Annotated in this window: 19 protein-coding genes; 3 read left to right on the top strand and 16 right to left on the bottom strand. The window is 53.4% G+C overall.

What is annotated here, in order from left to right; genetic code table 11:
• Nucleotides 1–24 precede the first annotated feature (24 nt).
• From BLS94_RS15320 to groES, 4 genes are all read right to left on the bottom strand, one after another.
• On the bottom strand, nt 25–159 hold the full coding sequence (locus tag BLS94_RS15320; protein ID WP_256325402.1) for a hypothetical protein: 135 nt from the start codon (nt 157–159) through the stop codon (nt 25–27).
• A gap of 2 nt (nt 160–161) precedes the next feature.
• A complete protein-coding gene (hpnD, locus tag BLS94_RS11285) occupies nt 162–1,007 on the bottom strand; it encodes a presqualene diphosphate synthase HpnD (RefSeq protein WP_090961046.1) in 846 nt (281 codons plus the stop codon).
• 403 nt (nt 1,008–1,410) lie between these two features.
• Complete coding sequence (groL, locus tag BLS94_RS11280; RefSeq protein ID WP_072768190.1) at nt 1,411–3,063, bottom strand: chaperonin GroEL; 1,653 nt, start codon at nt 3,061–3,063, stop codon at nt 1,411–1,413.
• 44 nt (nt 3,064–3,107) lie between these two features.
• The gene (gene groES, locus BLS94_RS11275; RefSeq protein WP_025041667.1) at nt 3,108–3,398 is read right to left on the bottom strand and encodes a co-chaperone GroES; all 291 of its coding nucleotides are present in this window, start codon (nt 3,396–3,398) and stop codon (nt 3,108–3,110) included.
• Between the two features lie 148 nt (nt 3,399–3,546).
• On the opposite strand from groES, the gene bioA reads away from it, so the two are divergent.
• Nucleotides 3,547–4,857: an adenosylmethionine--8-amino-7-oxononanoate transaminase gene (gene bioA / locus BLS94_RS11270; RefSeq protein ID WP_090961043.1), complete on the top strand. Its 1,311-nt coding sequence runs from the start codon at nt 3,547–3,549 to the stop codon at nt 4,855–4,857.
• Nucleotides 4,858–4,910: 53 nt separating this feature from the next.
• Nucleotides 4,911–6,440, top strand: coding sequence for a D-alanyl-D-alanine carboxypeptidase/D-alanyl-D-alanine endopeptidase (gene dacB, locus BLS94_RS11265; protein WP_176767862.1), 1,530 nt, complete (start codon nt 4,911–4,913; stop codon nt 6,438–6,440).
• A 191-nt stretch (nt 6,441–6,631) separates the two neighbouring features.
• On the opposite strand, the gene trpE is transcribed toward dacB, so the two are convergent.
• From trpE to rpe, 3 genes are all read right to left on the bottom strand, one after another.
• Nucleotides 6,632–8,113, bottom strand: a complete 1,482-nt coding sequence (gene trpE / locus BLS94_RS11260) for an anthranilate synthase component I (RefSeq protein WP_090961040.1) — start codon at nt 8,111–8,113, stop codon at nt 6,632–6,634.
• A 130-nt stretch (nt 8,114–8,243) separates the two neighbouring features.
• Nucleotides 8,244–8,972, bottom strand: coding sequence for a phosphoglycolate phosphatase (locus tag BLS94_RS11255; protein WP_256325401.1), 729 nt, complete (start codon nt 8,970–8,972; stop codon nt 8,244–8,246).
• A gap of 265 nt (nt 8,973–9,237) precedes the next feature.
• Nucleotides 9,238–9,921, bottom strand: a complete 684-nt coding sequence (gene rpe, locus BLS94_RS11250; RefSeq protein WP_090961037.1) for a ribulose-phosphate 3-epimerase — start codon at nt 9,919–9,921, stop codon at nt 9,238–9,240.
• A 165-nt stretch (nt 9,922–10,086) separates the two neighbouring features.
• Here rpe and apaG point away from each other — a divergent pair, with 165 nt between their 5' ends.
• Nucleotides 10,087–10,470: a Co2+/Mg2+ efflux protein ApaG gene (gene apaG, locus BLS94_RS11245; RefSeq protein WP_072768196.1), complete on the top strand. Its 384-nt coding sequence runs from the start codon at nt 10,087–10,089 to the stop codon at nt 10,468–10,470.
• 193 nt (nt 10,471–10,663) lie between these two features.
• On the opposite strand, the gene der is transcribed toward apaG, so the two are convergent.
• The 9 genes from der to BLS94_RS11200 all read right to left on the bottom strand — a co-directional run bounded on the left by der (nt 10,664) and on the right by BLS94_RS11200 (nt 20,643).
• Nucleotides 10,664–12,064: a ribosome biogenesis GTPase Der gene (gene der / locus BLS94_RS11240; RefSeq protein WP_072768197.1), complete on the bottom strand. Its 1,401-nt coding sequence runs from the start codon at nt 12,062–12,064 to the stop codon at nt 10,664–10,666.
• A gap of 107 nt (nt 12,065–12,171) precedes the next feature.
• Entirely contained in the window at nt 12,172–13,452 is a 1,281-nt protein-coding gene (bamB, locus tag BLS94_RS11235) for an outer membrane protein assembly factor BamB (RefSeq protein WP_256325403.1), read from the bottom strand.
• 251 nt (nt 13,453–13,703) lie between these two features.
• Nucleotides 13,704–14,330, bottom strand: a complete 627-nt coding sequence (locus BLS94_RS11230; protein WP_090961030.1) for a tetratricopeptide repeat protein — start codon at nt 14,328–14,330, stop codon at nt 13,704–13,706.
• 45 nt (nt 14,331–14,375) lie between these two features.
• Complete coding sequence (gene hisS / locus BLS94_RS11225; protein WP_090961027.1) at nt 14,376–15,653, bottom strand: histidine--tRNA ligase; 1,278 nt, start codon at nt 15,651–15,653, stop codon at nt 14,376–14,378.
• Nucleotides 15,643–16,887, bottom strand: a complete 1,245-nt coding sequence (ispG, locus tag BLS94_RS11220) for a flavodoxin-dependent (E)-4-hydroxy-3-methylbut-2-enyl-diphosphate synthase (protein WP_090961103.1) — start codon at nt 16,885–16,887, stop codon at nt 15,643–15,645. Before ispG ends, hisS begins: the two co-directional genes overlap by 11 nt.
• A 39-nt stretch (nt 16,888–16,926) precedes the next feature.
• A complete protein-coding gene (locus BLS94_RS11215; protein WP_090961023.1) occupies nt 16,927–17,928 on the bottom strand; it encodes a RodZ domain-containing protein in 1,002 nt (333 codons plus the stop codon).
• 112 nt (nt 17,929–18,040) lie between these two features.
• The gene (gene rlmN, locus BLS94_RS11210) at nt 18,041–19,138 is read right to left on the bottom strand and encodes a dual-specificity RNA methyltransferase RlmN (RefSeq protein ID WP_090961018.1); all 1,098 of its coding nucleotides are present in this window, start codon (nt 19,136–19,138) and stop codon (nt 18,041–18,043) included.
• 18 nt (nt 19,139–19,156) lie between these two features.
• On the bottom strand, nt 19,157–19,582 hold the full coding sequence (ndk, locus tag BLS94_RS11205) for a nucleoside-diphosphate kinase (protein WP_090961016.1): 426 nt from the start codon (nt 19,580–19,582) through the stop codon (nt 19,157–19,159).
• A 299-nt stretch (nt 19,583–19,881) separates the two neighbouring features.
• Nucleotides 19,882–20,643 carry an SGNH/GDSL hydrolase family protein gene (locus BLS94_RS11200; RefSeq protein ID WP_218124794.1) on the bottom strand — a complete coding sequence of 254 codons (762 nt, stop codon included), beginning with the start codon at nt 20,641–20,643 and terminating at the stop codon, nt 19,882–19,884.
• Nucleotides 20,644–21,142 lie beyond the last annotated feature (499 nt).

The following is a 21,142-nucleotide window of genomic DNA, read 5'->3' as shown; positions in this document are numbered from 1 at the left end:
TTAAAAAATCCCGGTGGCCGAATACTAAAACAGGTTGCCCGCCAGCGCCGATTCCAGATTGTGCTTACTGCGTAGTATGTCGCCGTAATTCTGGTAATAGAGAGTGCGCATGGGGCACTCCAACTTCGCTATCGCTAGCCAGAATCGTTGTGTCGACATGCTTACCCTCTCATCCAGGTGGTCCACGCAATCCATAATTTGCGCATCGGCGTCAGTCTCACACGCTGGCGCAGGACGTGGCAGCCGTCCGCCTTGATCTCCTTCAGCAAGGCTTCATATATCCCAGCCATGATGATTCCCGGCCGCTGGTTTTTGCGATCCTCCGCAGGCAACGCGGCGAAAGCCCGGGCGTAATAACCTTCTGCACGCTCGATCTGAAACTCCATCAATTGCCGGAAGCCATCGGTTTCGCGGGAATTGAGTATGTCCTCGCTGGTTACTCCAAAGCGGGCGAGGTCATCCTGGGGCAGGTAAATGCGGTCACGACACGCATCCTCCCCTACGTCCCGTATGATATTCGTAAGCTGGAACGCGAGCCCCAGATCTTCCGCATATCTCAGGGTTTTCGGATTTCGATAGCCGAATATCTCAGCGGAACAGAGTCCTACCACGCTGGCTACGTGATAACAGTAGTGCCGCAAGGTTTCGAAATCCGCATAGCGGTTATAGTTAAGGTCCATTTCCATGCCGTCTATAATTTCCTTCAATCGCTGAGCAGTGAGATTGAATGTTGCCGACACATCAGCCAGCGCTTTCGCCACTGGATGGCTCGGCTTATGTCCCTGCCCTTCGTTGAAGATAGCGTCGACTTCTTGCCGCCACCAGGCAAGCTTCGTGCGCGCCACCGATACGTCGGTGCATTCATCCACCACGTCGTCTACTTCCCGGCAAAATGCATATAACGCAGTGATAGCGCGGCGTTTTTCCAAGGGTAAATAGAGAAAACTGTAATAGAAGCTGGAACCGCTTTGAACAGCTTTCTCTTGGCAATACTGGTCTGGGGTCATGATAAGTAATTATGGAAAGTATATCGGCCGCGATCGGGTCGCCCTAACATCGGAATATCCATCATCTCGACTGCTGCCTCACACTCTGTCGTCTCGCGCATATCCATCCAATCGCAAGCCTGCAGGAGATGAAACCCATTAATGCGATATTCAATGATGGCGCCAAAATCTTAGAACAGCCCGGTTCTTGCAAAAATAGCGAATTCAAAAGGAATTTCTGAACAAATCTTCTCGGATAGCTTATTGCAACTGCGCAGGCAAAGGGGGCAATAAATTATTCAAGGGTTTTATATGGGCTGCTGTAAAGATACCGCTAATTTTCTCCAGAACGCTTTATACAATAAAAAACCCCACCGGAGCGGGGTTTTTTATTGCGTGCGTTTTATTACGACTGGGGCAAACCCTACATGTCCATGCCGCCCATGCCGCCCATACCACCCATTCCACCACCCATACCACCTCCGCCACCGGATTCCTCCTTAGGCAGTTCCGCTACCAGGGCGTCGGTAGTCAGCATCAGGCTCGCCACCGAAGCAGCGTGCTGCAGGGCGTAACGCGTGACCTTCGTGGGGTCCAGCACGCCCATTTCCACCATGTCGCCATACTCGCTGGTAGCAGCGTTATAGCCAAAGTTGCCTTGGCCTTCCAGTACCTTGTTGATGACCACCGAGGGCTCATCGCCGCAGTTGGCCACAATCTGGCGCAGCGGTTCTTCCAGCGCTCGCAGAACGATCTTGATACCCGCATCCTGATCGGCATTGTCGCCTTTGATGCTGGCCAGTGCAGCACGGGCACGCAACAATGCAACACCACCGCCGGGAACGATACCTTCTTCCACCGCCGCCCGAGTTGCGTGAAGCGCATCTTCAACACGCGCTTTCTTCTCTTTCATTTCAACTTCCGTAGCCGCGCCAACTTTGATCAGCGCTACGCCGCCTGCCAGTTTTGCCACGCGCTCCTGCAATTTCTCCTTGTCGTAATCGCTGGTCGCTTCTTCAATCTGGTTGCGGACCTGCTTGACGCGGGATTCGATGTTCTTGGTATCGCCCGCTCCATCGATGACGGTGGTTTCTTCCTTACCGATTTCAATGCGCTTGGCCTGACCGAGCTCCTGCAGTGTCGCTTTTTCCAGAGACAGACCGACTTCCTCGGCAATGACGGTGCCACCTGTGAGAATGGCGAGATCCTCGAGCATGGCTTTACGGCGATCGCCAAATCCTGGTGCTTTGACTGCACAGGTTTTGAGGATCCCGCGGATATTGTTCACCACCAGTGTCGCGAGCGCTTCACCGTCCACATCTTCAGCAATTATCAAGAGGGGCTTGCCTGCCTTGGCTACCAGTTCCAGCACCGGCAGCAATTCACGGATGTTGGATATTTTTTTATCGTGCAGCAGGATAAAAGGATTGTCCAGCAATGCGATCTGTCTGTCGGGATTATTGACGAAATAGGGTGAAAGATAGCCACGGTCGAACTGCATGCCCTCGACCACTTCCAGCTCGTTTTGCAACCCGGATCCGTCTTCGACGGTGATTACGCCTTCCTTACCTACTTTCTCCATTGCGTCGGCGATGATCTTGCCGATTTCAGGATCCGAGTTGGCGGAAATGCTGCCTACCTGAGCGATTTCCTTTCCGGTGGTACAGGGTTTGGAAAACTTCTTGAGTTCTTCAACCGTGGCGGTAACCGCTTTGTCGATACCCCGCTTGAGATCCATCGGGTTCATCCCGGCGGCAACATACTTCATGCCTTCTTTGACGATGGATTGCGCCAATACGGTAGCAGTCGTGGTGCCGTCACCGGCCACATCCGAGGTCTTGCTGGCGACTTCCTTCACCATTTGCGCGCCCATATTCTCGAACTTGTCTTTCAGCTCGATTTCCTTGGCTACTGAAACACCGTCCTTGGTGATGGTGGGCGAACCGTAGGAACGCTCCAACACGACGTTACGACCCTTAGGACCCAAGGTAACCTTGACTGCGTCGGCCAGTATGTTGACCCCGTTAACCATTTTTTGGCGGGCTGAATCGCCGAATTTTACGTCTTTTGCTGCCATAATCTTTTTCTCCTAATTCCAGAAAATGTTGTGTAAGGTAAAAATTAACCTTCGATAACGCCCATGATGTCTTCTTCGCGCATCACGAGAAGTTCGTCCCCGGATACTTTTACCGTTTGTCCGGAATATTTGCCAAACAGCACTTTATCGCCGACTTTCACTTCCAACGCACGGATGGTGCCATCGTCGCCGACCTTGCCTTTGCCGACCGCGACAATTTCGCCTTGATCGGGCTTCTCGGCGGCACTGTCTGGAATGACAATGCCGGATGCGGTCTTGCGTTCTTCTTCCAGCCGCTTGACAATGACGCGGTCGTGTAATGGACGAATCTGCATGTTTTCTTTCTCCTGTTTTAAAAAATCAAAACGACGAAATCTTGGAAAAACCGTATTGACGGCCTGATCCTGGATTTATCACAAATCTGTTAGCACTCACTGCTAACGAGTGCTAATAATATGGTCTATGAGGGTGAATTTCAAGTAGATGAACAATAAATACTTGCAGGAACGCAGTTTAAAGACGGTGTGGCACCCGTGCACCCAGATGAAACAGCATGAATCGATGCCACTCATCCCTATCGTCCGCGGTCAAGGCGTATGGCTTTACGACAATGAAGGCAGGCGCTACCTTGACGCTATCGGTTCGTGGTGGGTCAATCTGTTCGGTCATGCCAACCCTCGCATCACTGCCGCCATCCGTGACCAGCTTGATAAGCTGGAACATGTCATGCTTGCGGGCTTCACGCATGAATCGGTAGTGGAACTCTCTGAGCGGTTGCGCAAACTGGTATCAGAGAAGCTCGGCCATTGTTTCTACAGCAGCGATGGCGCATCCGCAGTGGAAATTGCGCTGAAAATGAGCTTTCATTACTGGCACAACATGGGTCATCCTGAGAAAAATCGCTTTGTAAGCTTGCAGAACGATTATCACGGCGAGACGCTGGGAGCGCTGTCAGTCACCGATGTGGCGCTGTTCAAAGATATCTACGCCCCGTTATTGCGCCAAAGTGCGCACGTTCCAACCCCGGATTGGCGTTATGCGGCTGAAGGGGAATCCCCTGGCGATTATGCGCTACGCGCTGCCGCCGCGCTTGAAGCATATCTCGTGCAACACCATACCGAAACAGCGGCACTTATTATCGAACCGCTCGTACAGGGGGCGGCGGGAATGGGCATGTATCATCCCGATTACCTGAAGCTTGCGCGAGAGCTATGCGATAAATATAAAGTACATATGATTGCCGATGAAATCGCGGTTGGCTTTGGCAGGACTGGAACCCTATTTGCCTGCGAACAAGCTAATATCGTTCCGGACCTATTGTGTCTCGGAAAGGGCTTGAGTGCGGGTTACTTGCCCCTGTCAGTGGTGATGGCCACTGATGGGATTTATAACGCTTTTTATCACGACAAGCCTGCGCTCGGTTTTCTGCATTCCCATACTCATGCGGGTAATGCACTTGCCTGCCGCGCCGCGCTGGCTACGCTGGATATTTTCGAACAGGATAAGGTCATTGAAACCAATCGCATCAAGGCCAGCTATCTCAATCACGCAGCACAGCCGATCGCGCTCCATCCAGGAGTAAAAAACTTTCGTAACTGCGGCATGATCTGGGCATTCGACGTTGAGACGCCCGACCCGGATTTTTCCGGAAAATTTTTTCAGGCGGCCCTCAAGCAGGAGTTATCGTTGCGTCCGCTTGGAAATACAGTCTACTTCATGCCGCCGTATACGATTGACGAACAGGAAATGGATTTGCTGGCAGCAGGAACCCTACGGGCACTTGCTTCATGGTAAAAATCAGCGCAAGCAACAAGCATCATGCAAATCGCTCGCTCGTGCGTAAGTAAATGAAAATCTTGCATCAGCATGTACTTGCTGCCCTATGTTTTATATCGGCCGCCGTGCCGCTGTCCGCGTGGTCCCACAATCTGCCGGCATCCGTCAATAGAGCGCTTAAACAAGCACGAATTCCCGAGTCTGCAATTGGTGTTTACGTTCATGAAATCAGCGCGAGCAAACCGCTGCTGACCGTTAATGGCAACGTGGCAATGAATCCGGCATCGGTGATGAAGCTTGTCACTACTTTCGCCGGGTTGGAACTGCTGGGTCCGGCTTATACCTGGAACACGGAGTCGTACGCCAGTGGAATAGTGGAGGATGGCACGCTGCGCGGCGACCTGGTGATCAAGGGTTACGGGGATCCCAAGCTGAATCTCGAAAATTTCTGGCTGCTCACGCGGCGCCTGCGCCAGACGGGATTACGCGAAATTACCGGTGACCTGGTACTGGATAGCAGTCATTTCGATCTGCCCAATGGCGACCCTGCGGCCTTCGATGGCAAACCCTACCGAGCTTACAACGTGCTCCCCGAAGCGCTGCTGGTAAACTATCGGACGCTGGCGCTGCGCCTGATTCCTCAGCCCGGAAGCAAAACCGTTCGGATTGTTGTCGATCCACTCCCGGCCTCGCTGGACCTTCAAAATAGCCTGACGCTTACTAATGGCCCATGCAGCGAATGGCGCGATGCGCTGGGTACCGATATTCGTACCGCCGTCAAGGACAACGGTCGCGTATCGGTCTCGCTCAACGGGAATTATTCCAGCGATTGCGGCGAAAAAACCCTGTTTCTCAGCGTACACGATAACGCCCACTATATCTTCAGCCTCTTTCGGCACCTATGGGAGGAACAGGGCGGAGTATTTCACGGCAAGGTAAGAACGGGCACGGCGCCGGAAGGAATGCCGCCACTTGAAATCCATCAATCCCCTCCACTCACGGACATCGTTCGCGATATCAATAAATTCAGCAACAATACCGCGGCACGGCAACTGTATCTTGCACTTGGGCTGACTACCGGCCTGCCGGCCGATATGCTAGGGGGCATGTCGACAGGTGTCCCTGCCGGTGAGAGTATCAGCTCAACCAACGGTACGGGTGACAGTAAAAATAAACGGCGCGCGACACTGGCGAAGTCGAACACGGCGATTCAACAATGGCTCGCATCCAAACGGTTGAGTTTTCCTGAATTGATCATGGAAAATGGCTCGGGGTTATCACGCAACGAGCGAATCAGCGCTCGCCACCTGGGAGAGCTTTTACTTGCGGCATTTCAAAGCCCGGCAATGCCCGAGTTCATCTCCTCCCTGCCGATCGCGGCAGTGGATGGCACCATGAAAAAAAGGCTGAACGGCAGCGCTACGGCGGGCCAGGCTCATATCAAGACCGGCCTGCTCGAGGGCGTAAAAACCATGGCCGGCTATGTACTTGAAAAATCAGGCAGACGCGTGGTTGTGGTTTTTTTGGTCAACCATCCCAAGGCGGGAGGTGCTCAGCCCGCGATGGATGCGCTGCTGGAATGGGCTTATGAAAGGCAGTGATAGCTACCGGTTAATTCTGCTGCGAATTCGGGGAGTCAACATATGAAGTAGGTAAATATGACTTATTTCTACTGCATCGCTACCCTGATTGCAATGAGCTGCCACAAGCACATGAATAAACTCGACAGTCAGTGGCGTACCCAGCTTCCAGGTTCCGTCCGCCGTAGCGCGGCAATGACATCACATTCTATTCAAACCTTGCTATCCAAACCCGCTTCTGCGATCTCCGCCGCCCGCAATAGCGCCCTGGCTTTGTTCTGGGTCTCTATCCATTCACTTCGCGGCACGGAATCGGCAACGATACCAGCGCCCGCCTGTACATACAACGTACCCTCCTTGACGATACCGGTGCGAATGGCAATAGCCAGATCCATATCTCCGTTGAACCCCAGATAACCGACTGCGCCGGCGTAGATTCCCCGTTTCGAAACTTCCAGCTCATCGATAATTTCCATTGCCCGAACCTTGGGGGCGCCGCTAACGGTTCCTGCCGGGAAGGTGGCACGCAGTACATCCATTGCATTCAGGCCGGGCTTGAGTTTGCCCTCTACATTGGAAACGATATGCATAACGTGGGAATAGCGCTCGATCTGCATGTTCTCGGTGACTTTTACCGTGCCCGTCTGTGCAACCCGCCCGACATCGTTACGCCCCAGATCCATCAGCATCACGTGCTCCGCACGTTCTTTCGGGTCAGCCAGCAAATCGGCCGCCAGCGCCGTATCTTCCTGTACGGTTTTTCCGCGCGGGCGGGTACCTGCGATAGGACGCGCCGTCACGGTTTCGCCTTCCAGTCGCACCAGAATCTCGGGTGAGGCGCCTACCACGTGAAAGCCACCGAGATGATAATAAAACATATAAGGCGATGGATTGAGGCTGCGAAGCGCACGGTAAAGCGCCAGCGGTGAAGCACTGTAAGGCTTGCTGGTGCGCTGCGATAGCACTACCTGCATGACGTCGCCATCGAAAATATAACGCTTGGCGCGCTCCACTGCCGCAATAAAATCTGCTTCGTTGAATTCCGAGACAGCCTCACCGGATTGATATGACGCTTCTGCCGGAATCTCCACAGGCTTGCGCAAATTCGCCAGCAGTTCTTTCAGGCGTTTCTTGGCGGCGAGGTATGTGCCGGACACACCCGGGTCAGCGTAGACGATAAGGTAGAGCTTGCCAGAAAGATTATCCACGACCGCCAGTTCTTCGGATAGCAGCAATAATATGTCCGGTGTGTCGAGCACATTGGGGCGGACGCCAAGGCGAACATTACCGGCCAGCTTGCGCTCGATATATCGCACCGTGTCATATGCGAAGTAGCCCGCGAGACCCCCGCAGAAGCGTGGTAAAGCAAGGTATGGCGCCGCCTTGAAATCCGACAAATAGGATTCGACGAACGACAGCGGATCATCCACCTCAATTTCTCTTAGTCCTGCGCTATTGATAAGTCTGATGCGGTTGCCGCGCGCCTCGATGCGGGTCGAAGCAGGCAAGCCAATAAATGAATATCGCCCGAAACGTTCGCCGCCCTGCACCGATTCCAGCAAATATGAATAAGGCTGATGGGCAAGCTTCAGATAAACCGACAGGGGGGTGTCGAGATCAGCAACGGTTTCCAGTACTATTGGAATGCGGTTGTAGCCCTGTCTTGCAAGATCGTTGAATTCAGTTTCGGTCATGATTTACTTTGAAAAAAAACAGAAAAAGAAAGAAGGCCGCAGCGGGACTAAACACGCCAGCGAGCAAAGCTCTGGCGCCAAGGACACCAGGTTTTGCCCCTGCATCTTCCAATTTCAGTTTTTTTGGCTATCATGACAATTTCCGGATCAACCTCGTTGCCTCATAAATCGACGAGACCACAGCGTCGCAATCGAGCTCATACACATCCCGCCCCTCGTTATAACCATATGGTACACAAAATATGTGGCAATCTGCCGCGCGCGCTGCTTGCGCATCGTTTAATGAGTCCCCGATCAGCAGCATCTCACGTGGCTGAATTCCAAAGTGCTTGCAGGCATGCAGCAGAGGCATTGGATCGGGTTTTTTTTTGGGCAGGCTATCGCCTGAAACGACAATGTCGAAAAAACCGAGTAACCCGGTCGCACGAAGCAGCGGCAAGGTGAAGACTTCAGCTTTATTGGTAACGCAAGCCAGACCAAATCCGCTTTCGCGCAAGGCGTTCAACCCTTCCAAAACACCTGGATAGGCCTGGGTGTCATTGCACAACGCTCTCGCGTATTCACGCTCATATATCGGCATCGCTTTGCCGAGCAATTCTGCGCCAGGTTCGCCGTCAATACTTCCAGTAAGAGAACGTTTCACCAATTTTTCTACGCCTTTGCCGATGTAGGACTGGATGGTTTCCAGCGGAAGCTGCGTTCTGCCCAACTCCCTTAGCATCATGTTGGCAGCAGTGGCCAAGTCCCGCGCGGTATCGAGAAGGGTGCCATCCAGGTCGATCATCACGGCCTTTACTGGCAGGGGAAATTCCATTTCAACTTCAGAGGCATCCGCCATCGGAGAAAAACTTTTGTTCATGAGTGGTTCCTATTGTTCGATATGATTATGTTGCGGTGAAACGCCGGGAACTCGTGAGTTGTGAATTCCCCCTTAAAATCTGATTGGAACAGATCACATAGCTTGGGCATAACCCATTGTCACTGCGCTGAGCCAGAACGCCCCAGCACGCGCTCTCAGAACGCATCCTGGACGTGGATCATTTTCAGAGTGACGGAGGGAAATGGAATAAATATGCTATTCATGACCGGCGTTCAACGAGCTTTTCTGCCTTTAAAGGCTGTTGTCAAGCCTTTGCCAACTCTGCGCGTAAAGCAGCCAATACCGAATCATAGCGGTGCGGATCGCTGTCCCTGCCTGCGCCGTAGATAGCAGAACCCGCAACGAAAGTATCAGCCCCCGCGCGAGCAATTTCAGCGATGTTATCCACCTTCACCCCACCATCGATTTCAAGCAAAATTTTCTTCCCCGTCTCATCAATGCGCTTCCGCACCGCCTTAAGTTTTTCTAATGCTTCAGGAATGAATTGCTGTCCGCCGAAACCGGGATTTACCGACATTATCAGTACCAGATCCAGCTTTTCGAGTACATGGTCGAGATAATTTAACGGTGTTGCAGGGTTGAATACCAGACCTGCCTTGCAACCCTGTTCCTTGATGAGCCCTATAGTACGATCTATATGACGGGAGGCTTCTGGATGAAACGAAATGATATTGGCGCCGGCCTTGGCGAAGTCAGGAATAATACGATCCACCGGCTCGACCATCAGATGCACATCGATAACCGCGTCCGTCAGGGGACGGATCGCGCTGCATACCAGTGGGCCAATAGTAAGATTGGGCACGTAGTGGTTATCCATCACATCAAAGTGAATAAAATCCGCTCCGGAATCGATAACAGCAGTGATCTCCTCGCCTAATTTGGCAAAGTTTGCGGAAAGAATGCTCGGGGCGATGCGATAATTAGCCATGAAGGGCTTCCTTGTAAACAAAAAACTGGATTTTAACCGCAAATGACAGCTTGACGCTAACAGCTTCAGCCGTTAAACCAGCTCTCCCCTCAAATTTCGTTCGCCTGGACAATTTTATGACGCGCCACCCTTGCCGTCAGATGAAAAATAGTGTGCAATGCGGTTATGACTGAAAGCACAAAATACGAAATTAAGGTAAAGGTCCACACAACCTATCTTCCTGAACAATCAGACGAGGCGCTCGATCGGTATGTGTTCGCCTATACGATCGTCCTTTCCAATACCGGCACGGTTCCGGCACAGCTGATTAGCCGCCATTGGATTATCGCGGATGGAGGCGGCGGTGTGCAGGAGGTGCGGGGTCTCGGCGTAGTAGGTGAGCAGCCGTTGCTGAAGCCCGGTGACAGCTTTGAGTATACGAGCGGCACTGCCATTTCAACGCCGGTTGGATCGATGAAAGGCAGTTATCAGATGGTGGCTGAAGACGGTCTTCGTTTCGACGCACCGATTCCGGAATTTATCTTGAGTGTGCCAAGGATATTACACTAACCTCCTGTCGAATTTGAAGGAAATCGGCTGCAAAAGCGTCTGGCTGGTTCATATTTTTCCGCTTTTTCGCTGCGATTCTTCAAGTCCGAAAGGCTGCTAGATATCCGTGAATCAGCCTTGGCGCATGCGACGAGGACGAGGCGTTATTCAGAAATTTCCCATGTTCTACTGAGACCCGGAGCGAAATCAATAATTATCCATATCTCTTTCGGCCGTATCTGCGGCGGCGATGCGCTTGTTTTGCTTCTGCCTCGCTGAGTGGCGCCGGGCTTTTTCCGGCGTAGGGATTGTGGCCAGTCTTGAATTCCACCCGTAAAGGCGTACCCTCGAGCTTGAAAGTCTCGCGAAACATATTCTCGAGATAACGCTGATAGGTTTGGGGCACATGATCGAGGGACTTGCCATGGATCACGATCAAAGGCGGGTTTGAGCCGCCCTGATGGGCGTAACGCAGTTTTGGACGAGACATGCCCGCACGCGGCGGTGGCTGCCTCTCTACCGCCGCCATTAGGACACGGGTGAGTTTGGGGGTGGATAGCTGTGCCATCGCGGCGGCATAGGCGGCGTCAATCGATGGGAGTAGTCCTTTTAAACCGGTGCCCCGTAATGCCGAGATGTAGTGGAACTTCGCGAAACTCACCAGGAAAGGCAGTTTTCGGGCGATTTCGCTCTTGATAGTGTCGCGTTGATACTCGCTTAGGCCATCCCACTTATTAATTGCCAACACCAGCGCACGGCCCGCCTCCAGAATAAATCCGGCGATGTGGGCATCCTGGTCCGAAATTTCGCTGCTCGCGTCAAGGACCAGTACAACCACGTTGGCATCCTCTACCGCTTGCAGTGTTTTCACTACCGAAAACTTTTCTATCGCCTCAAGCACTTTGCCGCGACGCCGTAAACCAGCTGTGTCGATCAGCGTATATGTGCGGCCGTTACGGTCGAAATCGATATAGATACTGTTACGCGTCGTACCGGGCTCATCGAAGGCGATAACCCGCTCCTCCCCCAGCATTGTATTTACCAGCGTCGATTTACCAACGTTTGGACGCCCGACAATGGCAATTTTCGGATGCTTGTCTTTTGTTTCGTCCTCTTGCGGCGGAGGAAAATGCAGCAGAGCCAGTTCAACCAGATCATTTACATTGTCGCCATGAATGGCGGAAATGGCGCACGGATCTCCCAAGCCCAGCTCGTGAAACTCAGCGGTAACGACAGAAGACGCCATACCTTCGGTTTTATTTACCACCAGTATGACTTTGCGCCCCGTTTTGCGCAGCTGCTCCGCGATGATTCTATCTTGCGGCGCCAGGCCCAGCCTCCCATCCACGATGAATAGGACCATGTCAGCCTCATCGATCGCTTGTCGCGTCTGCTTGGCCATCTCATGCAGGATGCCTTCCGTCGCCATGGGCTCGAAACCTCCGGTATCGACAACCAGATAGGGCTTATCTCCCAGTCTGCCGTGGCCGTAGTGGCGATCTCGTGTCAATCCCGGTATATCCGCCACGATCGCGTCACGGCTACGGGTCAAGCGGTTGAAGAGCGTTGATTTTCCGACATTGGGGCGGCCGACCAGCACAAGAGTAGGTTTCATTATAGTAATTTTCCCAAAAAAGCCGGTTCCTTGTCGCTCTCGCCTTTCTTCTGCAATAAAGATTTTTCTCGGATTTTTACTCCTGTTTGTCGGTTGTAATTCACTTACTACGGCGTACAGAATGGAAGCAATGCGCAGAGAAACTGGCTTTGCGGTGATCGCAGTATCGAAGATGACTGACCAGGCAACAGGGGTGGCACTGCCATTGATTCTGTGCTGAATGCATAAATTCCACCTTTCAAGGTTTGTACCGCAAAACCATCAGGTAGCGGCACCGGGCGAGTAACGATGGCGCCCTCGTCAGTGAGGCTTCGCGCAACGATAGCGCCGTTGTCGTTTCTGATGAGATTCACATATCCCAGGGAATCTCCGACTATGATACGAGCGTCGCGAACGAGCGGTGGAGACAATCGGATTCCATCAAGTAGACTTTGCGTCCAGATGCGGGTGCCGTCCTTTTTATCGTAAGCTACCAGCGCGCCTTTATTCTCGCTTACGTAAAGGTAATGGTTATCCATGGCAAGGCCGGCGTTGCTGGATACGTCCTGTGCCCAAATCTGGGTGCCGGTCGTTATTTCGAAGCACGCAACACGTCCCTGATAGGCGACAGCGCATACCTGCTGTTCATCCATTACCGGCAAACTGGTGATATCGGCGATCCGCTCCAGCTCGGACGCACCTTTTGGCCGTGCTACAGCGGCTTCCCAGCTTACACTGCCCGTCAAGGAATTTATCGCCACCAGCTTACCTCCAGCGAAACCGGCATAGACGGTGTCATCCGAGATCAGAACGCCCGCGAAACTTCGCACCGTCAATGAGGGGGTGGCGCCTTGGTAAATCCACTTGCGCTTACCGCTGCTCGCCTCCAGGCTGAAGATTCTGCCGTCTCCGGTACGAATCACTACCATACCGTTTGCCGCATGCGGTGGGCTTAGCACCTCGGTGGATACCTGTGCTTTCCATAGCCGGTTACCGCTTTTCTCATCAAACGCCAAAACTTCGCCTTTGAAGGTTCCAACCAGCAACAGGCCTTCACCCGTGCCAACGCCGCCCGACAACTTGTGTTTCGTATCGATAACGCCCGACGCTTTGCCTGTCGTCGCATTAAAACGCACGAGGAGACCATCCGTGCTGGCTACATATACCGTGCCATTCTCGAATACCGGCAGAAATACCGCCGCCTGGCCTTCTTCGACCCCGGCTTTCCATAACGAACGCGCAGGCGGAATAACCTCCAGCTGAGCAAGCTGCTCCGGACTTAACTCAGGCGCTTTGCCAACGAACATCTCGGTGACACCGGAAATGTCGATATCCGCCAGGCTGCTCGCCACATCGCGCGCCATATCTATCATACCAGCGCATCCGGAAAGCAAAAAGGATGCCGTCAGCAGCAGAATATGCTGCCTATACTGCGAGACGGCGTCAGCTATCCCGGCGAACCTCCGGATAATTACTCTTCCGGCGAGCATTGCCCAGGGCATCAGTTTGCTTGGGGACATTTTCGAGGTTTACAATAAAAAATGATTGCACGTCGACAGGGTGGCCCCGCCATATCATTTTCCTTGAGGGTCAAAATTACCACTCCCCTCATCTTCGATGATGGTCCTGATTTTGTTGGAGACTCAGATTACTTGCGGTTTCACAAAGCGTCCAATTTCATTTGAATGATATTGTGATACGTGCCTTGTTTGCCCACCTTGTCGATTGCTATTTGATAAGCCGCACGTGCTTCGGCAACCTTTCCAGCGCTGGCGAGCAGATCGCCTTTAAGATCGGCATAGAGTCCATCAAAAGATTCGCCGTGCTTGGCTTCCAGCACACGCAGGCCGTCATCGTATTTTTTCTCATCCAGCAAGATGCTTGCCATCCGCAGCCGCACGAGATCCTTCAATTCCTCTTCCTTCGAATTATCCAGCACCCACTGCAGACGGCTTTTTGCATTTTGCAAATCGCCTGCGTCCAGGCTGGACTGTGCAGAGATCAGCGCTGCGCGCGATGCGTAGCCGCTGCTGGCAAACCCCGCCATTACCAGACCAGCGGCATCGCTGATTTTCTTGGCATCCCCGCTCCCCCGAACCTGCAACAACGAATCGTACAATTCCACCGCCTGGTCAATCTGTTGCCGCTGGTAGTAATTCCACGCCTGCACGCCCGCTATACTCGCGATAAAAACGGCTATAACCACGATTACCTGCGTGCCATATACGCTCCACCACGTCTTCAGTTCGTCTATGTTCTCTTGTTCTTCCGGATCATATGTTGCCATTTAGCTTCCCGAATTAATAATTTTCTTTCTTGATTGCTTTTTTTTTCAATTTCCTTTGAGCAGGTCGGCTGCTTCCGCGAGCCCGACCCTCACCTGTTCAGCCGCTTCGCGCAACGGCTTGATGCTTATTTCGCCGGCTTGTGCTTCCACGTCGCCAATGATGACGGCAAAACGCGCCCCGCTGGCGTCCGCTTTTCTCATCTGGACCTTGAAGCTGCCATCTCCACAATGCAAAATTGCCTTGAGCCCTTTGTCCCGTAAGTACCTGACAACCTTCCAGGCAAAGCCATCTGCAATTTCGCCACGATGTATTACGTAAGCATCCGGTACGGAATGCGGTATGTCGCCTGCACTTTCCATCGATATCAGCGCCAGCACACGCTCCACCCCTAGCGCGAACCCACAAGCCGGCGCCGCCGACGCAGCCCTTCCGCCGATCTGTTCCACCAATCCGTCATAGCGGCCGCCGGCACATACTGCGCCTTGTGCGCCAAGCTTGCCGGTTATCCACTCGAACACGGTACGATTGTAATAATCCAGACCCCGCACCAGTCTCGGATTGATCTCGAAATCGACTCCCTGATCGCGCAGCAGCCGCTGTAACGCCTCGAAATGCGCCAGTGAATCCTCGTCAAGGTCATCCAGTAACCGCGGCGCGCCGTCGATAACCTCTCTCATTTCGGCATTCTTGCTGTCGAGTATCCGTAGCGGATTGCTGTGCAACCGCCTGCGGGCATCGTCATCGAGCTTGTCCAGATGCCGCTCCAGATATCCGATCAATCGAGACCTGTGCACCGCGCGGGATGCGGTGCTGCCAAGCGTGCCAATTTCCAGGCGCAGATTGGAAATACCCAATCTTTTCCATAATTCCGCACACATGATTATGAGCTCGGCATCGATATCCGGACCCGCGTAACCCAGCGCTTCGACGCCTACCTGATGGAATTGCCGGTAACGGCCTTTTTGAGGACGCTCATGGCGAAACATCGCGCCGGAATAATATAGTCTTTGGGAACCCGCATAGAGCAGGTTATGTTCCAGCACCGCACGCACACAGGAAGCGGTTCCTTCAGGACGCAGCGTCAGACTGTCGCCGTTAAGTTGATCCGAAAAGGAATACATCTCTTTCTCGACGATGTCTGTTACCGCGCCAATCGACCTCACAAACAAGTCGGTCTGTTCGACAATTGGCATGCGGATGTTCCGGTAACCAAAAGCCGCCATACAGTCATGCACAACTTGCTCGAAAAACTCCCATAGGTATATCTGATCAGGCAGGATGTCATTCATCCCGCGAATGGCTTGCAGCGTTCTACTGGACATCGACCGTTTTCTTCGGATATTTCATATGCACGTATTCGTCGACGATCTGGCGAAACTCCCCCGCGATATTATCGCCTTTCAAGGTCACAGACTTCTGCCCATCCACGTAAACCGGCGCCACCGGCCTTTCTCCCGAGCCTGGCAGGCTGATGCCGATGTTGGCATGCTTGCTTTCGCCGGGGCCATTGACCACGCATCCCATCACAGCCAGCGTCATGTTTTCCACACCATCGTATTCTTCGCGCCATACCAGCATCTGGCTCCGCACGTAGCCCTGGATACTTTCAGCCAACTCTTGGAAATAGGTGCTGGTAGTGCGGCCGCAACCGGGGCATGCCGCCACCAGAGGCACAAATGCGCGCAACCCCGTGGTCTGCAGGATTTCCTGGGCAACGATGACTTCACGCGAGCGGTCACCGCCCGGCTCAGGGGTGAGCGATATGCGTATGGTGTCGCCTATGCCTTGCAGAAGCAGCACGGATAGCGCGGCGGTGGAAGCAACGATTCCCTTGGAACCCATGCCTGCTTCCGTCAATCCCAGATGCAGCGCATAGTCGCATCGTGCCGCGAGGTCACGGTAAACGGTGATCAAGTCACGCACGCCGCTCATCTTGCAGGACAGTATAATCCTGTCGCGGCCCAAACCAATCTCTTCCGCCTTGGCTGCGCTTTCCAACGCAGAGGTGATCAACGCCTCATGCATTACGAGCGATGCCTCCTTCGGATCGGGGGATCGCGCGTTCTCATCCATCATGCGCACCAGCAACTCCGGATCCAGACTACCCCAGTTGACGCCGATACGCACCGGCTTGTCATATTTACAGGCTGTTTCTATCAGAATGGAGAATTGCTCGTCGCGCTTCTTTCCATGCCCGACATTACCCGGATTGATACGGTATTTTGCCAGCGCCTTCGCACAACCGGGATAGTCGGTCACCAGCTTGTGGCCGTTAAAATGGAAGTCGCCTATCAGCGGTACATCGCAACCCATGTCATCGAGGCGAGCCCGGATAGCCGGCACCGCTTTTGCAGCGGCCGGGGTATTAACGGTAATACGCACCAGCTCGGACCCCGCGCGCGCAAGTTGCGCCACTTGTACCGCGGTGGCAACTTCATTTTCGGTATCGGTGTTGGTCATGGATTGCACCACTACCGGGGCGCCACCGCCAATTCTGATCTTATCTACGCAAACGCCTACACTGTTTCGACGTGGGGGGAAAGCATTTTGAGACATGGTCATGATAAATATAGGAATCTTATAAATGTTGAAATTCTATTCGAGCGACAACCGCGCCGTTCCACCAAAGGCATTTGTATAAGGCGCCAGATCAACCGGTTTGCTATTGTAGACCAGCTTGACCTCAGCCGCGTTCCCGATCGTCAGGAAGAATGGCGGCGTACCTTGCAGAACATGCTCGGCGCCCCGGGGGTTAATCCGCGAAAGGAGCAATCTGCCTTTGCCATCTTTAACTTCGGTCCATGATTCTCCTGCAAATATCAAGTGAATACCGTTCGCCCCGCCATTCACGGCTGGAGAGGCAACGGTCGTATTCGCCGATTGGCTCGCCGACCTTGGGGAAACCGTGTTCGCCGATTCAGGCACAGCGGTCGCCGGAGCAGCTTGCCGCGCCAGCGGTGGAGACAAAACCGGAGCAGGAACAGAAAGCTGCGCAGTACTTTCTTGCTTGCCTGCCGTGGCTTCCTCGGCAGGCAAGCCGGCGTCGCTGTTTGAAATTACGTCAGGAGATTGGAATTGCGGCGGCTCGGTTGCTTCTTCAGCTCCAGATCCGGTTTCACTACTTACGCTGGGCTGCTTGCCTATATTGGCTATATTAGCCTCGTTACCACGATAAATTTCATAAATCAGCAGCAGCAACGCCAGAATTATCACCCCCGCGACAATCAGGTTGCGGGTTCCCGATTTCTGCTTCGAAGGAAACGGAACACCTTCAGTCTGATAGGTAATGGTTTGAGGGGCGGACGGCGGAAGTGACTGATCCAGTTGTTGCAATAACGGCGCAGCATCGATCTGCAACAGCTTGGCATAATTGCGTACGAATCCGCGCGCGAATGTTCCGCCCGCAAGCTTGTCGTAGTCATCCTCCTCGAGCGCCGTCACCTGCCGCACCGCCAAGCGCAGTTGCCGTGCCACATCCTCGATGCTCAAGCCGCGCGCCAGCCGTTCCGCTCGCAATAATTCGCCCACGCCTGTTCCAGTCCGGGCTGGTTTTTCATCCGCCCCAAGGGTGGTATCTCCGTTATCAGGCGCGTCCATTACTCGAATCCGTCATTGTGCCAGCCTTGCCTCTTATTCGGAAATCAGCTCTATCACTGTATGTGAATACTGACTGTAGAAATCCGTCGAAGTTTGCGTCACGAAGTCTGCGTCATCTTGCCACTTCCATCGATCCCCGGCTTGTCCGTCGGGTTTTATCATGGACTTTCCCTGCCAGCTGACCACATGCAGCGGCAATATCGTCTCCGCGTGTCTTGCGTACCGTGACCACCAACCCGGCCTGCATCAGCACATCCCGAAATGAGGACACCGCTTCCGGCAATGAGCGCTTGTAACCGGAATTCGGAAACGGATTGAACGGAATCAGGTTGAACTTGCAGGGCGTATGCCGTACCAACTGAACCAATTCACGTGCATGAGCCACGCTATCGTTAATCCCATCCAGCATGACGTATTCGAAAGTGATGAAATCCCTCGGCGCGGATTGAAGGTAGCGCTCGCACGCCGCCAGCAATTCCTTGATGGGGTACTTCTTGTTGATTGGAACCAACTGGTCGCGCAGCATGTCGTTGGGCGCATGCAAGGATACCGCCAGCGCTACCGGGCAACGCTCCCGCAACCGGTCCATGGCCGGTATCAAGCCTGATGTACTTACTGTCACGCGTCGCCGCGAAAGCCCATAGGCGTTATCGTCCAGCATCAGGCTGAGTGCGGTCACGACATTTTCCAAATTAGCCAAGGGCTCGCCCATGCCCATCATTACCACATTCGTGACAGCCCGATCGCGGACCTGCTCGCCGCCGAACTCTTCCGCCAGCGCTTTATTTGCCCACCATAACTGACCGATGATTTCCGCTACTGTCAAATTCCGGTTGAATCCCTGCCTGCCGGTAGAGCAAAAAGTACACGCCAGCGCGCAGCCAACCTGACTGGAAATGCATAACGTCCCACGGTTGGTTTCAGGTATGTAAACCGTCTCGATTCCATTACCTGCACCCACCGACAGCAGCCATTTTCGGGTACCGTCGGCTGCGGTATGATCGCTGATGACCTGCGGGGATTCGATCACGGCGGTTGCAGCAAGCTTATCGCGCAATTCTTTCGCCAAGTCGCTCATGCCATCAAAATCCGCCCGGCCACATCGGTGTATCCAGCGCAGCAACTGCTTGGCACGAAACGGCTTCTCACCAATTTCCGTAAAGAAGCCGGAGAGCCCTTTCGCATCGAAATCGAGAAGATTAACGCTCATGGCGGAGCTGTGGTTTTCCTAGCGAGAATAAATGTTGAGTTGCGGAAAAAAATAGGAAATTTCAGTTGCTGCAGTTTCCGGCGCGTCGGAACCATGCACGGCATTGGCGTCGATGCTATCGGCGAAATCTGCGCGGATAGTACCATTCTCGGCCTTTTTCGGATCCGTCGCGCCCATCAGTTCCCGGTTTTTGCCGATTGCGCCTTCGCCCTCAAGCACCTGCACCATTACCGGCCCGGAAACCATGAACTTCACCAGATCGTTAAAAAATGGGCGGCTGCGATGCACAGCGTAAAAACCTTCCGCTTCGGCCTGCGACAGCTGTAGCATGCGCGCCGCGATTATTTTCAATCCCTTGCTTTCGAAGCGGGAATAGATTTCGCCGATCACGTTTTTAGCAACCGCATCAGGTTTGATGATAGACAAAGTTCTCTCGACAGCCATTAAATACTCCACTAAATTAATAAATTAAAGCGTATTTTAACAAAAAAACCGCCCTTACGCCCGGAAATCGGAAAACCAACGGTTAGCTTGGCGATGGCTTCGATAAATTAGGGATCAGGTGAAAAACGATTCTTTCCATCGACTCTTCCATCTAAACATGCCTGGATGGCTTCGGGATCGGTGGATGCCGGTGTAATACGAGCGATTGTTTAGCGGGCAGGAAGTGGATCGAGTAGTTATCGAGACATAGAGCATGAGACTGGTGCAGAGATCAACCGTTCATGAATCGCGGCCACGCCCTACATCAGGCATTTTTGGGCCGTCAATACCGCTGGCAGGAATGCGGCACGGATTTCCGAGGCCCCCCGCAGGCTCGGCTCGATCGTATACGTAAACCATGAGGGATCGCCGCCTAGAAAATGCCGGTGCAAATCGATGAGTTGCCCATAGCGCACGGCGAGCTTGGCAATGATCGCGTTTACCCGATTAAAATTCGCACGTGCAATGCCCGCATCGACACCTAGAAAGTTGCGCGAATCGTCACCGAACGTCGGATCGTAGACCGTGCCGAGCAGAACTGGCTGCATTGGGAGCGCGTGCAGAAACATATCCAGACGCTGCTCGAAGCGCAGTATGCCATTTCCCCGGTCTGCGGCAAGTCCCGCAAGAAGATCGTTGCCACCGATCGTCACCAACGCCACCCCCGGCTCGGCAACCTGGAGTCCTAGCGCTTGCCGCGGAAGATCCTCCACCCGACTGCCGTCACGCGCCCGATGGTCGAGCTGTGCAAACGCGAACGACAAAAGGTCATTACCGCGGAACTCGGGAAACAGATGATCGTCATTACGCAGGATCAGCTGCCCTGGATGTACGCCATATTCATTGTATCGGGCGCAGTCCAGGATGGAATCCCCAAATGTGAGAACAGTGAATCCATTACGCCGCCTGGTTGCTCCTGTCGCATCCAGTGCGATCATTGCGGCGCCGGCTATGAGTGTCCGCAGCCAGCAGCGCCGGGTGCTCGACTCGAACCCATCATCCGGAGTGCGGCGACTAGCCATATTTCCCGGTCATCATATAACGAGTCAACGATATACAGACATGGATGAGCCGTATCGAAATGCACTACAATCCGTTGTGATGATTGCGCACCCATCGATTGTTCCGCCCCCGCTGGCAGCGTGTCGAGCTTAAAGAATCGCAGCGAAAAAGTGACTGGGTGAAGGCGGATTTTGCAGATTTTGAAGGCCAATAGTTATTCTATTGGTCGAAAAAGCGGCGAAATATGAACAGCCTAGACATTTTGCGCTTTTACAGCGATTTCCTTTTAAGCCCGGCAGGCTGCTGGATAACCTCACAGCCGACGCATCGCACCCCCCAACCAGGATCGTAGAGGAGAGGATAAACCAGGCGCCGCGTAATTATAGCCCGTCCGGTTAGCCCCTTGATACCACTCCGATGAAGACGAATTGCGCCGAATTAAATGTAACCGAAAGGTATTCTGAGAAATAACGTTGCGCCATATTGAAGGTTACCGAAAAGGAGACCTTGATATGGTAA

Source organism: Nitrosospira sp. Nsp18, from assembly GCF_900103145.1.
In the GTDB taxonomy this organism is placed as follows: Bacteria; Pseudomonadota; Gammaproteobacteria; order Burkholderiales; family Nitrosomonadaceae; genus Nitrosospira.
This window is presented reverse-complemented; position numbering and strand designations above follow the sequence as displayed.